The sequence below is a fragment of the Cerasicoccus sp. TK19100 genome (assembly GCF_027257155.1).
Classification (GTDB): Bacteria; Verrucomicrobiota; Verrucomicrobiia; order Opitutales; family Cerasicoccaceae; genus Cerasicoccus; species Cerasicoccus fimbriatus.
Window position 1 is genome coordinate 404,732 of sequence record NZ_JAPWDU010000002.1, and the last position, 12,859, is coordinate 417,590.

Annotated in this window: 11 protein-coding genes; 5 read left to right on the top strand and 6 right to left on the bottom strand. The window is 56.1% G+C overall.

What is annotated here, in order from left to right; genetic code table 11:
* Nucleotides 1–10: 10 nt before the first annotated feature.
* The 3 genes from O3S85_RS05205 to O3S85_RS05215 are packed head-to-tail and all read right to left on the bottom strand — an operon-like array spanning nucleotide 11 to nucleotide 2,767.
* Nucleotides 11–796 (bottom strand): heme ABC transporter ATP-binding protein, encoded by a 786-nt coding sequence (locus O3S85_RS05205; RefSeq protein WP_269538715.1) that lies wholly within the window; start codon nucleotides 794–796, stop codon nucleotides 11–13.
* 2 nt (nucleotides 797–798) lie between these two features.
* A complete protein-coding gene (locus O3S85_RS05210; protein WP_269538717.1) occupies nucleotides 799–1,857 on the bottom strand; it encodes a FecCD family ABC transporter permease in 1,059 nt (352 codons plus the stop codon).
* 40 nt (nucleotides 1,858–1,897) lie between these two features.
* Nucleotides 1,898–2,767 carry a heme/hemin ABC transporter substrate-binding protein gene (locus tag O3S85_RS05215; RefSeq protein ID WP_269538718.1) on the bottom strand — a complete coding sequence of 290 codons (870 nt, stop codon included), beginning with the start codon at nucleotides 2,765–2,767 and terminating at the stop codon, nucleotides 1,898–1,900.
* Nucleotides 2,768–2,860: 93 nt separating this feature from the next.
* On the opposite strand from O3S85_RS05215, the gene O3S85_RS05220 reads away from it, so the two are divergent.
* The 4 genes from O3S85_RS05220 (at nucleotide 2,861) to O3S85_RS05235 (ending at nucleotide 6,878) form a co-directional block, all read left to right on the top strand.
* On the top strand, nucleotides 2,861–3,898 hold the full coding sequence (locus O3S85_RS05220; RefSeq protein ID WP_269538719.1) for a hemin-degrading factor: 1,038 nt from the start codon (nucleotides 2,861–2,863) through the stop codon (nucleotides 3,896–3,898).
* 106 nt (nucleotides 3,899–4,004) lie between these two features.
* Nucleotides 4,005–4,679, top strand: a complete 675-nt coding sequence (locus tag O3S85_RS05225; RefSeq protein ID WP_269538721.1) for a PEP-CTERM sorting domain-containing protein — start codon at nucleotides 4,005–4,007, stop codon at nucleotides 4,677–4,679.
* Between the two features lie 76 nt (nucleotides 4,680–4,755).
* Nucleotides 4,756–6,042, top strand: a complete 1,287-nt coding sequence (locus O3S85_RS05230) for a hypothetical protein (protein ID WP_269538722.1) — start codon at nucleotides 4,756–4,758, stop codon at nucleotides 6,040–6,042.
* A gap of 2 nt (nucleotides 6,043–6,044) precedes the next feature.
* Nucleotides 6,045–6,878 (top strand): type II secretion system protein, encoded by an 834-nt coding sequence (locus O3S85_RS05235; protein ID WP_269539058.1) that lies wholly within the window; start codon nucleotides 6,045–6,047, stop codon nucleotides 6,876–6,878.
* 307 nt (nucleotides 6,879–7,185) lie between these two features.
* Here the strand turns inward: O3S85_RS05235 and ppk2 are convergent, their stop codons facing one another.
* Nucleotides 7,186–8,040, bottom strand: coding sequence for a polyphosphate kinase 2 (ppk2, locus tag O3S85_RS05240; protein ID WP_343218941.1), 855 nt, complete (start codon nucleotides 8,038–8,040; stop codon nucleotides 7,186–7,188).
* Between the two features lie 316 nt (nucleotides 8,041–8,356).
* A complete protein-coding gene (locus O3S85_RS05245; RefSeq protein WP_269538724.1) occupies nucleotides 8,357–9,421 on the bottom strand; it encodes a quinone-dependent dihydroorotate dehydrogenase in 1,065 nt (354 codons plus the stop codon).
* 185 nt (nucleotides 9,422–9,606) lie between these two features.
* Here O3S85_RS05245 and O3S85_RS05250 point away from each other — a divergent pair, with 185 nt between their 5' ends.
* Nucleotides 9,607–10,395 (top strand): hypothetical protein, encoded by a 789-nt coding sequence (locus tag O3S85_RS05250; RefSeq protein WP_269538725.1) that lies wholly within the window; start codon nucleotides 9,607–9,609, stop codon nucleotides 10,393–10,395.
* A gap of 65 nt (nucleotides 10,396–10,460) precedes the next feature.
* Here the strand turns inward: O3S85_RS05250 and O3S85_RS05255 are convergent, their stop codons facing one another.
* Nucleotides 10,461–12,839 (bottom strand): hypothetical protein, encoded by a 2,379-nt coding sequence (locus tag O3S85_RS05255; RefSeq protein ID WP_269538727.1) that lies wholly within the window; start codon nucleotides 12,837–12,839, stop codon nucleotides 10,461–10,463.
* Between the last annotated feature and the right edge of the window lie 20 nt (nucleotides 12,840–12,859).

A 12,859-nucleotide genomic window follows, 5' to 3' on the forward strand; every position in this document is an offset into this window, starting at 1 on the left:
TAAGGTTAATTTACTTCGGCAAGGTCGCCAGAACGCGCTGACCGTCTTGCTCGATGAGCGTCGCTTTGACGCCGAAAACATCGCTAACCACCTCGGGCGAAAGGGCTTTTACCACGGGGCCACTGGCGCGGACCATGCCATCGTAAATCACCACACAACTATCGGCATAAGCCAGTGCGAGGTTGAAATCGTGGAGGATGCAGGCCACGCCAACGCCTTTGTCCGCCAGGCGGCGGGCTTCCCGCAGGCAAGTGTGCTGGTGCGAAATGTCGAGGTTGTTCGTTGGCTCGTCGAGTAGCAGGTAGGACGTTTCCTTCGCCGCGCCGTCGCCCGGCCAAACCTGCGCCAGGCAGCGCGCAAGCTGCACGCGCTGACGCTCACCGCCGGACAGGCTCAGATAATGCCGGTTCGCGAAATTCGTGATGTCGGCCCACTCCATGGCGAGGTCGACCACCTTTTCTTCGTCCATGCTCACATCAGCCTTGGCGTGCGGCAGACGCCCCATTTCAACGACTTCGCGCACGGTAAAATTAAAGCCCAGTTGCGAGGTCTGCGGCAGCACCGAGCGACGGCGCGCCAAGGCGTCCGCGCTGTAGTCTTTCAGCGGTTTGCCGTCGAGCGTTACCTTGCCGGTCTCGGGCGATACGCTGCCGCTGAGCAGGCGAAAGAGCGAGGTCTTGCCCGCACCATTTGGGCCCAAAATGGCGATCACCTTGCCCGGCTCGACGTCTACCGAAACGTTGTCCACCACCGTGTGGCGACCGTAGGACATGGAAACTTTTTCCGCGCGCAGCATGGCTAAATACTCATCTCCTTTCGTGATTTCAGCAAGAGCATCAGGAAGAATGGTCCGCCGATCAGCGCCGTGAGGATGCCGATCTGCAGCTCTGCCGGGGACACAATCGTGCGCGCCAGCGAGTCGGCGATTAGCAGAAGAATGGCCCCGCACAGCGCGCTCGCCGGTAGCAAAAAACGATGGTCCGGCCCGAAGCCCAGGCGGATAATGTGCGGTGCCACCAGCCCGACAAAGCCAATGCCACCCGTGAAGCCGACCGTCACGCCGACCATCAGCGCACTGACCACGATGGCGATACGCTTGACCTTGGGGACGTCCACGCCGAGGTGATAGGCCTCCAGCTCACCGAACAGAAATGCATTGAGCGGCTTGCCCAGCGCGAGCGACAGGCCCAGACAAGGCAACAGCACCAGCGCGGTAATGCCCACGACCGGCCACATGACGCCATTGAGGCTGCCCAGGCTCCAAAACGTAAAGGACTGCAGTTGATCCGCCGTCGCAATCCGCGTCACCGCCAGACCGATCAGGGCGCCGCCAATGGCGTTAATCGCAATGCCGGTCAGAAGCATGGAGGCAACATGAATACGACCGCCCACGCGTGACAGTTGATAAATAAGAAACGTGATGCCAACCCCGCCTGCCATAGCGCAGATCGGCGTCGCGGCATAGACCAGCCAGTCACCACTAAGCCCAAAATACGGCATCACGATAATCGACACCACCGCGCCCATCGCCGAGCCGCTGGAGACACCAATCAGCCCTGGGTCCGCCAAAGGGTTGCGAAACAGACCCTGCATCAGCGCGCCCGCGACCGCCAGCCCCGCCCCAACCAGCATCGCCATTACGATGCGCGGGAAGCGAAGATTCCAGATGGTCGGATCGGCCCAGGTACGATCATCCGCCGCCGCGAACAGCAAGCGGTCTTTCAAGACCGTGAATACCTCGCCACAGGTCGTGTCGAGGGGGCCTATATCAAGCGCCGCCACCCCAATCGCGAGCATGAGAACGACTAGGGCGGCCAGTATATAAATACGGCGCTTGGCAGGAATGCGCAGTGGCATGTCAGCTAGCTAGAACGTGCAGTTTGGCTTTGGCAAAGGCTTAATTGGCGGCAGTGGCCAAATGACTACTCCAGCGGTTAACTGCTTCTCCCAGGCGCGGCCCGAAAGACAGATCATCCATCGGCACTGCGTAGATTGTTCCGTTTTTCACCGCCTTGGTGTTGGCCAACCCAGGCAGCGTTTTCATGGCTTCCACGCTTTCTGGTGAAGCACCATGGCTGTCGGAAACACCGACAAAAATAACGTCGGGATCGGTCTTGATCAGCGATTCGATCGACATGCCCTGGAAGTTCTTGAACTCGACCGCATTCGCGCCACCAGCCAATGAAATGAGCTCATCCGACCGTGTCCCCTCGCCACCGGCACGTCCACCACCTGCGCCGGTGGGCGGAGTGATGAAGAACACCGCAGTCGGCTTGCTGCTCCAGGCGCTTGCGGCTTCCTGGGTAGCGGCGATGGAGGCCTTAACCTCGGCGATAATTTCGTTTGCCTGTTCGGTTTTGCCGAGCTTCTGGCCAATGTCAGTCAGGCCCTGCTCCAGCGCTTCTACGCTGTTGGGCTCGGGAATCCAGACGATCGGTGCACCCATTTGCTTGAGCATTTTCTTGGCGGCTGGCGGCCCAAGCGTCTCGGTAGCGACAATGAGACTCGGACGCATCGACATGATACCCTCCGGCGTAATGTTGCGAATGTAACCGACCTGTGGCAGGTCGCGGACCGCCGCCGGATACTGGCTGGAAAGGTCAACCGCGACCACGTCATCGCCGGAACCCAGCGCAAATACGATCTCCGTCGCGGCACCGCCCACGGTGACAATCCGGTTCTTGGATTCCGCTTGCAGCGAAATGGCCGTGAGCGTGACCGCGAGGATCAGGCTGAATTGGATTCGAATAGCATGAAATTGAGACATAATTTCAAAAAGTTGCTTTTTCGTGTTGACGCGGGCAAGCATTTTTTAGCTGATGGGACTCGTTCTCACTTGTTTGCGAACATTTATTTTTCAATGAGCACTTCCACACCCACACTTGCCGAGCGTTACGCCGAGCTGAAAGAAGCCGAGCCCAAGCTGCGTATGCGCGATTTCGCGGACCGCCTTGGCGTCACCGAATGCGAACTGGTTTCCGCTGACTGCGGTTGCGAATCCGTCCGCCTGAACGCCGAAAGCTGGATCGGCTTTATTGAAGAGCTCAAGCCGCTGGGCCGCGTCATGGTGCTGACCCGCAATGACTACTGCGTCCACGAGCGCAAGGGGTGCTACGAGCAAATTTCCTCTCACAACGGCAAAATCGGCCTCGTCGTCGGTAAAGACATCGACCTGCGCTTCTTTTTCGCCGACTGGGCATTCGCCTTCGCTGTCACCGCGCAAAGCCGCGGCCAGGAAATGAAGTCCATTCAGTTCTTTGACCGCTACGGTGTGGCCATTCACAAGGTTTACCCGAAAGAAGAGTCAAAGATGAGCGTTTACGACGAGCTCGTTGCGAAATATCGCCACGAAGACCAAAACCCGGAGCTCGCCATCGAAACTGCCCCAGCCAAGGAAGCACCGCAGCCGGTTGACGAAGAGCGCAAGGCCAAGTTTCTCAAGGGCTGGGAAGAGCTCAAGGACACGCACGACTTCTTCATGCTGATGGCCAAAAACAAGGTTAGCCGTCTGCAAGCCATGGAAATTGGCGAAGGCAAATTTACCCGTCGCCTGGAAAACGATGCCGCCCGCCGCGTGCTCGAACAGGCCCGCGACAAGGAAATGCCGATCATGGTATTCGTCGGCAACGACTCGGCGATCCAGATCCACACCGGCACGGTTAGCAAGTTGGTCATCTTCGAAGACTGGTTCAACGTCCTCGACCCCGACTTTAACCTCCACCTGAAGGAAAGCGGCATCGCCAGTAGCTGGCACGTCGTCAAGCCAACCGTCGATGGCGACGTGAACGCCGTCGAACTCTACGACGCCGAAGGCGAGATCATCGCTCAATTCTTTGGTGCCCGCAAGCCCGGCATACCCGAGCGCGAGGACTGGAGAGAGCTGGCCGCCGGCCTGTAACAACTTTTGGGAGCGCCCTGCCTCGCCGTTGGGCGTCTCTTTTTGAGAACAAATTGAGACTGAATCCCAATCCTTTAGAATTAGAATAATTCCAAATAACCTAACAATGAACAAGCAAGCGATACTCACACTGGCCACACTTGGCGCGGCTACCGCCGCCACGGCAGCACTGGACATCAATCTACCGGGTAACTCGACTCAATCTGTCTGGTCCGATATGAACAGCTCGACGCTAACCGTAGGCGAAGGATACAACAACTTCGGCACAAACACAGCAGGATGGTCCACTCCGGTTTCTCCGAATAGCGGAACGGCCACCTTTGACAAGGTTGCCGGTACTGGTGGCTACCCCGGCACTGATTCGATCTACAATTTCGATACTCCCGGCTCATTCTTCATTACCGAGAACAGCCCGCTGGCCAATCTGGAGACCGTTGTTTTCCAATCAGATGCTGTTGGCGGTATGATGGTAGCGCCGACATTGAGCTACAATGGAGGCTCTCAGGCTCTGGCCGCTATCAATACATTTGTTGTCGGCGGTGACTTCAGCGGCATGGGCTCCAACTCAACTATTTTCGGTTACCAATGGGACCTATCTGGCATTGTTGATCCAATTTCCGACTTCACGATCAATTGGACTAGTGTCGTGCATAACGGCAATTACGAAATGCAGCTCAACCAAGGTGACACTTTTCAAGTGGTTCCCGAACCTTCCACCTATGCGCTGATGGCAGGCATAGCCTGTGGTGCCCTGATTTTGATGCGTCGTCAGAGACGTTAGTTAAAGCCAAGCAAGAAAAACTGCCCGCTGACGGATGCCAATCCGTTGGCGGGCTACTTTGCTTTTTATCATAACAATGAAGCTTAATTTCTCCATTTTCGCCCTATGCCTGACAACTAGCTTGTCAGCGCAGTTTCTAGAGCCGACCTATCGTCTCGGTGACGACGACGCCAACTTCGCCTACTGGGATGGTTTTGACGTCGGCTATACCGACGCCGAGCCGCCATATGCCGGTTTGGGAGAATTTGAGGTCAACCACCCTTTTCGTGGCGGCAATCTCAACGCGCGCATGGGGCAGTATGGAGCACCGGGTGCCTTCATTACATCCAGTAACGGCATCTACAGCTTCGGAGAACCCACAGCATTCAAGGTTTACGACAACCCGCTCTATGACCCGGGCGAAATCCTGTTTCAGACGATGACATTGAGCGGCAGCCAGAGCTTGCCGGACTTTTCATCAATCAAACTTTTTTACCGGTCCGATGAAAACGGCGCATGGGAAGAAGCAGCATTCCCCGTAACCGCCGCCATTGAATCCTCCGACAGTAACGGTAACATCTTTACCGCTTGGGAGTGGGATGTCAGCGGCATTACTATAGCAGATTACTACATCCAGTTCTCTTACGAGCTGATTCACTCCAGTATTATTGAAGCCCAACTGGATACCAACGAAACCTTCCAGCAGCAATTGAGCGGTTTTGGTGTGAGCGTCGACACCAATGTCCCCTTTGGCCTACTGTTTGGCACGATCAACCGAACGCCGGAAAAGCTGATCTATAATGACGGTGAAACGGTCACTATTGAAGTTAGCCCGAGCCCAAGCTTTGTTTTCGTGAAATGGGTAGGCCCATTTGGCGAGTCGACCGACAATCCTCTGGTATTGAGCGTCACGGACAATCTGGAAATCCGAGCCATCCTCGCCACCAAAGAATATGGCGTTTGGCGGCAGGTATCATTTGAGTCCAACCACGGCGGCGGCATCAGTGCGTCCGATTGGGCAGCCTCGAATGACTACGATAAAGATGGCCTGATCAATGCCATGGAATATGCCATCGGCTCCAATCCGGAATCCGGCATTCAGGAGAAGAGATTTTCTCAGGCACTAGTTGAGATCGACGGCGTGCTCTACCCTACGCTCACCTTTTCGCAGCAGATTGCTGCCGAGGATTTGGTCTATGATGTCTGCGTCAGCACAGACCTTGAAAGCTGGCATAGTAACTCCGATCCGGGCGGCCCCTACGTCTCGGAGCCAGAGGTGCTGCACACTAATGACGACGGCACTCAGCAGGTCGTCGTGCGCTCTCTCACCCCTTTCGATGCTAACAATCCCCAGTTCATGAACCTTAAAATCAGCCTGAACTAATGATGAAAAAGCATAGTATTAACAAAGCGTTCACCTTGATCGAACTCCTTGTCTCGGTTAGCGTGGTTGGGATTCTCGGGGCCATTACGGTGGCATCCGTCGGCAAGGTTCGCGAAAGCGCCTACAAGACGAACGACATCACGTCCGCGCGCCAAATCGTCAACGCTTATCAATTATACGCCAATGATCACAATGGCCGATTGCTGGCCTCCGTTCCAAGCCAAGGCTACTTACAGTCAAACAGTGTTTTGGACTATAACGGCATTGCGATCACCCAACGCCAGGCAGCTGAGCGCTATGTCTTCCGCTTACTTCCCTACGTCGAGGATTTGCGCGTATTTTATCCGGGACCGTCTCAAGAGCACTTGGAAAAGCTGATTAAAGACAATGATGTTTACGAAATTTCGATTTCCCCATCCTTTGGTCTGAACCAGGAGTATATCGGCGGCTACTTTGGTGCTGGTCGTTACACGCAGGAAGACTTCCCTGTCGCGCTGACTACGATTGCACAATCACCCAATCCCAGCCAGCAGATTGTGGTCGCATCCGCGTGGTCAAAGATCGACTCGGATGAGGCCATTGGCGCTCCGTACAAGGGCTACTTCCGCGTGGCTCCCCCCAATGGCCTGCGCAATTCCTGGCTGGGTGACACCTACGATGAGTCGGACCCCTCGGTAATGGGTTACAACCATCTGCGTTATGAGGGCCATGCCGTCGTCGGCAACCTTGATGGCAGCGTGGAGTTACTCAATAAAGAACAATTGTCCGACATGCGTCGCTGGTCATATCAGGCCCAGTTGCAGGGCAATGAGAACTTCATCCCCGCTCGCCGCTAATTTTTCAGCCATAATCCATATACCATCAAGAAAGCCCCGGCGTCACTGCCGGGGCTTATTGTTGAGAGATTGGCTGGATAGGCTCTAGGGCCAACGGACATTCAACTTTCAGCAAATTTGCCCCAACGGGGCTACGCAACCATAGCCCAGGGTTGGCTTGAGGCCGCAGAGCGGCTGAACGCCTACCCTGGGAATACGAATACGTACATTGCCTATCCCAACGGGATTGCGCAAAAACGACATCTTGCGTAGCCCCGTTGGGGCAGTATTTGCAGCAATCAAGATACAAAATGAATGTCCGTTAGCCCTAGTAAACCTGTGGGACGAACATGCTCTTAGGCACCGGGTGGCGCTGGTAACTGGCGTGGTGGACGCGCTCCGGCAGCACGATGGGCTCCTTATCCACGCGCTCGTAGGGCACCTGTTGCAGCAGGTGGCTGATGCAGTTGAGGCGGGCGCGTTTCTTGTCGATCGCGCTAACGACGTTCCAGGGCGCAAAGTCAAAATTCGTCCGGGCGAAGGTTTCCTCTTTCGCCGCGGTGTAGTCTTCCCAGCGGATGCGGGACTGCAAATCCATCGGGCTGAGCTTCCACTGCTTGAGCGGATCCGTGATGCGGCATTGGAAGCGAAACTCTTGCTCCTCGTCGGTGATGGAGAACCAGTATTTGATCAGCTTGATGCCGGAATTGACCAGCATTTCCTCGAAGTGGGGTACGTCGTTGAAATACTGCTCCACCTGCTCCTCGCTACTAAAGCCCATAACGCGCTCCACGCCACTGCGGTTATACCAGCTCCGGTCAAAGAGCACAATCTCGCCAGCGGCTGGCAAATGTGGCACATAGCGCTGAAAATACCACTGCGTCTTCTCGCGCTCGGTGGGTGCCGGGAGGGCCACGGTGCGGCAGACACGGGGATTCGTGCGCTGCGTGATGCGTTTGATCACCCCACCCTTGCCAGCTGCGTCCCGGCCTTCGAAAATGACCACTAGCTTATAGCCGGTCTTCATCACCCAGTCCTGTAGGCGTACCAGCTCGATCTGGAGGCGGCGAAGTTCCTTAAAATAGAATGCGCGGAATTTCTTGCGATCCTCAGCGCTGGGCAACGGCTTGCCGACCTTTCCCGCATGCTGCTCCTCGAAGAGGTCCTCAAGGTCATATTCCATTTCCTCTTCCAAGTCGTCGAAGATCTCGGCCTCCAGGCGATCGCGAAATTCCTGGTTGGCAGCGGCGTATTCGATCACGCGCTGGAGCTCTTCTTCGGACGGTTCGGGCGAATTTTCTTCGGGCATAGTGCTTGTGGCTTTAGAATGACTGATAGCCCGCAACAGGCGCAGGTCAAAGCTTCTGCTGTTGCATTTATGCAACATTTGGGGCGGTCAAGTGAGCCAATGAATGGGTTAAAGAGGAAAACCATAGCCTAATGACCGCTGCAAAGCGAATTTCCTCTTTAATTGGCTCACTTTAACGCATGCACCCCGCCTACACCCAGTCGCGATTGCGCCAGCTGAAGCCCTGCGCCAAGTCCTTTGCGAAAAACGGGCCACGATAAACCATGCCCGTGTAGACCTGAATCATCTTGGCACCGGCATCAAAGAAGTTACCCGCTGTGCGCTCGTCATGAATGCCTCCTACGCCGATGATCGGCAGCTTGTCGCCGACGCTGCGGTAGATGTAGTTGACGATGTTCACGGCGCGCTGGTGGATCGGCGCGCCACTGAGGCCGCCGGTCTGGTCTTTGTCACCGAGGTCGACCGGACGCTCGATCAGTGTATTCGTCGCAATGAGGCCGTCTGCGCCCACATCGATAGCGGCGGCGAGAATGTCGTCAATTTGGCGGTAAGTCAGATCTGGTGCGATTTTAACGAGAATCGGAATACGCCCCTTGCCAAGCTTGCGCGCGCGCTCGCGGTCGGCGGCGATCACCGCGCCGACCAGGTCGCTCAACAGGTGTTTTTCCTGCAATTGACGCAGATCCTGGGTATTCGGGCTGCTGACATTAATCGTGAAATAATCCGCGTAGTCCGCCAGCTTCTCGTAAGAGGCCAGATAATCCCCAACGGCTTGATCGATGGGCGTAACGCGGCTTTTACCGATATTAATACCTAGCGGGATACGGCGCTTGCGCGACGAAGGTGCCTTCGAAAGGCGCTTGGCCACGGCTTCTGCGCCGTCATTGGGGAAGCCCATACGGTTGATCAGCGCCTCATGCTGTGGGTAGCGGAATACGCGCGGCTTTTGGTTGCCGGGCTGCTCCAGCTTGGTCACGGTGCCAATTTCCACGTGGCCGAAGCCCAGGGCAGCCATAGCCTGCCAGCAGTGGGCGTTTTTATCAAACCCGGCCGCCAAACCCACGGGATTGGGAAAAGTAAGGCCAAAAAGTTCTAAAGGCTCACTGCGTGCCGGCCGATTATAGGCTTCCATGATACGCAATGCGGGCCCCATGCCCGAAAGCATGCGCAGCCAGCCAATAGCGCGATCGTGCGCTTCCTCCGGGTCGCCCCGGAATAAATAGGGTCGCACCAGTTTCTCGTAAAAGTCTCCCATGATGAAAATAGCAGATTCTCTGACAGCCCGTAAGCTCAAGAAAAATCCCCCACCTGTCCACTTTTAACTTGGAATGCGAAAAATATCTCCATCAATCCTTGACGACGGGCAAAACTCTCTCAACGTCCCTTTTTAAATTAGCGAAAAACCCTAAGCTATCACGAAACCCGTTTCTCTAGAACAACATGCCTAAATCAGCTCCAAAACTTGAGTGGTGCATCGTCCGACTGGGCGAAGACATGAACTGGTGGGTCGAAGAAATCAGCGACGAAGTCCATTGGGACGTCGATGGTCTCAGCATCATCGACCCACGTCAGGTCGGACACATCATGGACTTGCTCGATCCCCTGCGCGACTACGACTTCCAACCGTCCGTATTCGAAGACGCATTTTTCAAGTTCCGTATTGATAAGAAAATGGATGACCATCGTCTGCGCCTGGTGCGGACGAACGAAAGCCTCTTCGAGTCCGAAGAGCTCCTCTTCGCCCTGCCCGACGTCATCGACGAAGAAAAAGGTCCATTTGCCGACTGTATCGACCACGTTACCGCTTTACGCGTGAAACTACTGAACGACCTCATTGAGTTCGAACAGAAGTTCACCATCGAAGAGCTGGAAGACGACATTCGTGAAGAGCAAAACGCCGACTTCATGGAAGGCCGCGCCGTCCACTGCTTCCGCGAGCTGCTCGACATCCTCGAGTACGTGCCCGAAGGCTACGAACTCGACGGCGACGAAGACTCCTCCAGTAACGATGAAGACATCGAAGAATCGTTCCCCGACCTCGACGAAGAAGACGAAAAGATCGAGGAAGACGAGACGATGAAGTGGGACGAAGACGACGACGAGGAAGAAGAGGACGAAGAAGGCTTCGACGAAGATGGCGATGATGACCTCGGCGACGAGGATGAAGACGAAGACGACGAGGATGAGGAAGAAGACGAAAAGCCCTCCCGTCGTGCTCGCAAAAAGTAAGCGCCTCCAAACCTAAAGCATTTCAAACGTCGCCCGACTTCAACAGTGGGCGACGTTTTTTTGGCCTATTTCGCGGCCTCTTCCACCACGGGTACCACTACCGGCGCTTGGTCGGAATTACGGGCCCGCGTCGCACTGTATTCGTAGGTAAACCACCACAGGGATCCACCAATCAGGATGGAGCCGAGCGCGAACCACGCCCAAAAGCGACGGCGGCGCGTACGCCCGTCCTCGCTCAGGTATTCATAGTGGACACGGGTCGAGCCCTTGGGGAACTTGCCCACATGGGTTAGATCATGCGCGAGCTTTAAATTTATGCGCATGCGGCCATTGATCGCCCAGCCCGAGGCCTCCAGAATCATCCCGATGTCGCGCGCGCGCAACTTGAAAAAGCCTAGCAGCACGGATGGCGCGACGACGAAGAAAATAATCAGCAGCGCCGTATAAACGAAGTAGATATCCGGCAGATTGCGCACTTGTTGGGCGATGTAGGCGAAAGAGGACGACAAAGCCGCAATCGCAACACCGCCGCCAGCGAGCATACCGCCCATGCCCATACCGCCGCCGCTGCTCTTGGTTTCAGTCTCCTTGGGCGGTTGTTGCGCGACGTTCTGGTCCATCGCCGTTAGGCTACTGGAGATTTCCTTCTCAATCGCCTTTTGTCGCGACTGTGTGATCTTCTCAATCTGCGAGGTGATCAAGTCGCCAATCGCCCGAAACGGTGCCCAGGCGGCCTCACGCAGGCTGATTGGGTTCACGATCACCTTGGTCACCTTCGCATCCCAGTCGCGCCCCTTGCGGTCGTAAAACACGCCGTTCTTGCCAACAGAAATACGCCCAGCGCTGCGACTGGTCACGGCGGCACACACATTAATCGGCGCTGGCTGGTCCTTGCGCTTCGCTTCCAGATAAACCAGGTAGATGCCGGACTTTTCCGCAATGACCGGGTGCGCGACCTTATCAATGACCTCCACGCACATCGTCAGCTCGCAACCGTCGATAATCAACGAACCGGTCTGAAAAATCGCCTGCTTGTCGGTGTCGTAAAACTCCGGAAAACTGATCACGTTGTTGAGCAAACGGAACAAATCGCGGTGATAACGCAGCAGCTTCTCCACCTCCTCGACGGCTTTGATCTCGCCCGCCAGCGCGGAGTCCACCTGAATCAGCGCCTCAATGGCCGCCTTTTCCGGCCCGCTCAGAATTGCGCCCAAACGCGCGGCACCCAGGCTTTCCACCGCCGCGCCTTTCTTGGCGTTAATCCAGTTGGCATAGCCTTGGAGTTTGTCCTGTAGCTCAGACCAAGTGGTGGGCGTTAGCTTGTCCAAATCGCCGAGTAACGGCCTCACTGCGCGTAGTTTCAGCGCGAGCAAAGCATCGGCATAGACGGGGTTCACGCCTTGCTCCAGCGGCAAATCCGCGTCCGCCGACACATGAGCCAGCGGCAACTCACGCATGACTTCCTGCAAGCTGGCTTGATCACGCTTGCCTCCCTCGATCAAGTCGCTTTCGCGGAAATTCAAAAACGTCACCGCCTTGGAATCAAATGCCGCGATGCGTTTTTGCGCGAAAAATTCATTAATCTTCCCCCGCAGCGCCTCCACCGCGCCGTAGGCGGCAGGCGTATCGGCTCCAAGCGGGAAAATCGCCGGATCACGCTCTGGCAGTTGCGGGTCTGCAGGCTTCTGGGTATCCGCATCGGCCTCAACCGCAGCCTCGGCTTCGCTGCCTTTTTCGATGGCGTCTTCGAGCGACAACTCGGTCGACTCCTTCACTGGCGGCACGTAGCCCGGTTGGTGAACCGTGTCCGCCGGGTAGCCTTGGACCCACCAATCGAGAAATTCCTGCGCGGCCTTATAAAACTCGTTCACTTTGTCCGCGGTAACTCCCTGAGCACCGCCCAGGTCCGCCACGCCACCAATCGTCTTAATAATGTCGCGGATGACTTGCTTGGTCTCTTCTGTCTCGGCGGCTTCTTCCGGGATCACGCCATCACCGTTACTCTTTACCTGGGCAAAAATCCCGCTGCGATCCAAGGCGTCCGCCAGTGCGATTTTTTCCGACTCCGGTCGCCCGAGATTGGCCAGAATTCGCTGGGCAGATTTCTTTAATGCCGCCCCTCTTTCGTCGGCTTCATTAAGTTGCCCGAGCTCGATCCAGTCCCGGCCTTCCACCAGGCTGCTGTAGTCAGCCATCACTTCGCTCAGCCAACGAATCGCGCCCTTAATCTCGGGCGGGCGGATGCGCCCATCGGTGTCGGAATCGATCAGCGCCAGGGTGCGTTCGTCGATATCCAAGCCCTTGACCGGACAACTCGACGCCACCCAAAGCGTCTCGTCCAAGTCTAGAACCAGACGGATGTCTTCCGCTTTTTCCAGGCAAAGTTGATTAAACCCGCCTGCCTTAAAAAATCGTAGCGCTGTGTCCGAAGTTGCAGTATCCACGAGCTCCACAGTGTCCTAAA

What these genes read in the sequence shown, in the direction of transcription:
- O3S85_RS05250 (WP_269538725.1), top strand. Translation starts at nt 9,607, where the DNA reads ATGCCTAAATCAGCTCCAAAACTTGAGTGGTGCATCGTCCGACTGGGC.
- O3S85_RS05230 (WP_269538722.1), top strand. Translation starts at nt 4,756, where the DNA reads ATGAAGCTTAATTTCTCCATTTTCGCCCTATGCCTGACAACTAGCTTG.
- O3S85_RS05235 (WP_269539058.1), top strand. Translation starts at nt 6,045, where the DNA reads ATGAAAAAGCATAGTATTAACAAAGCGTTCACCTTGATCGAACTCCTT.
- O3S85_RS05210 (WP_269538717.1), bottom strand. Translation starts at nt 1,857, where the DNA reads ATGCCACTGCGCATTCCTGCCAAGCGCCGTATTTATATACTGGCCGCC.
- ppk2 (WP_343218941.1), bottom strand. Translation starts at nt 8,040, where the DNA reads ATGGAATATGACCTTGAGGACCTCTTCGAGGAGCAGCATGCGGGAAAG.
- O3S85_RS05220 (WP_269538719.1), top strand. Translation starts at nt 2,861, where the DNA reads ATGAGCACTTCCACACCCACACTTGCCGAGCGTTACGCCGAGCTGAAA.
- O3S85_RS05215 (WP_269538718.1), bottom strand. Translation starts at nt 2,767, where the DNA reads ATGTCTCAATTTCATGCTATTCGAATCCAATTCAGCCTGATCCTCGCG.
- O3S85_RS05205 (WP_269538715.1), bottom strand. Translation starts at nt 796, where the DNA reads ATGCTGCGCGCGGAAAAAGTTTCCATGTCCTACGGTCGCCACACGGTG.
- O3S85_RS05225 (WP_269538721.1), top strand. Translation starts at nt 4,005, where the DNA reads ATGAACAAGCAAGCGATACTCACACTGGCCACACTTGGCGCGGCTACC.
- O3S85_RS05245 (WP_269538724.1), bottom strand. Translation starts at nt 9,421, where the DNA reads ATGGGAGACTTTTACGAGAAACTGGTGCGACCCTATTTATTCCGGGGC.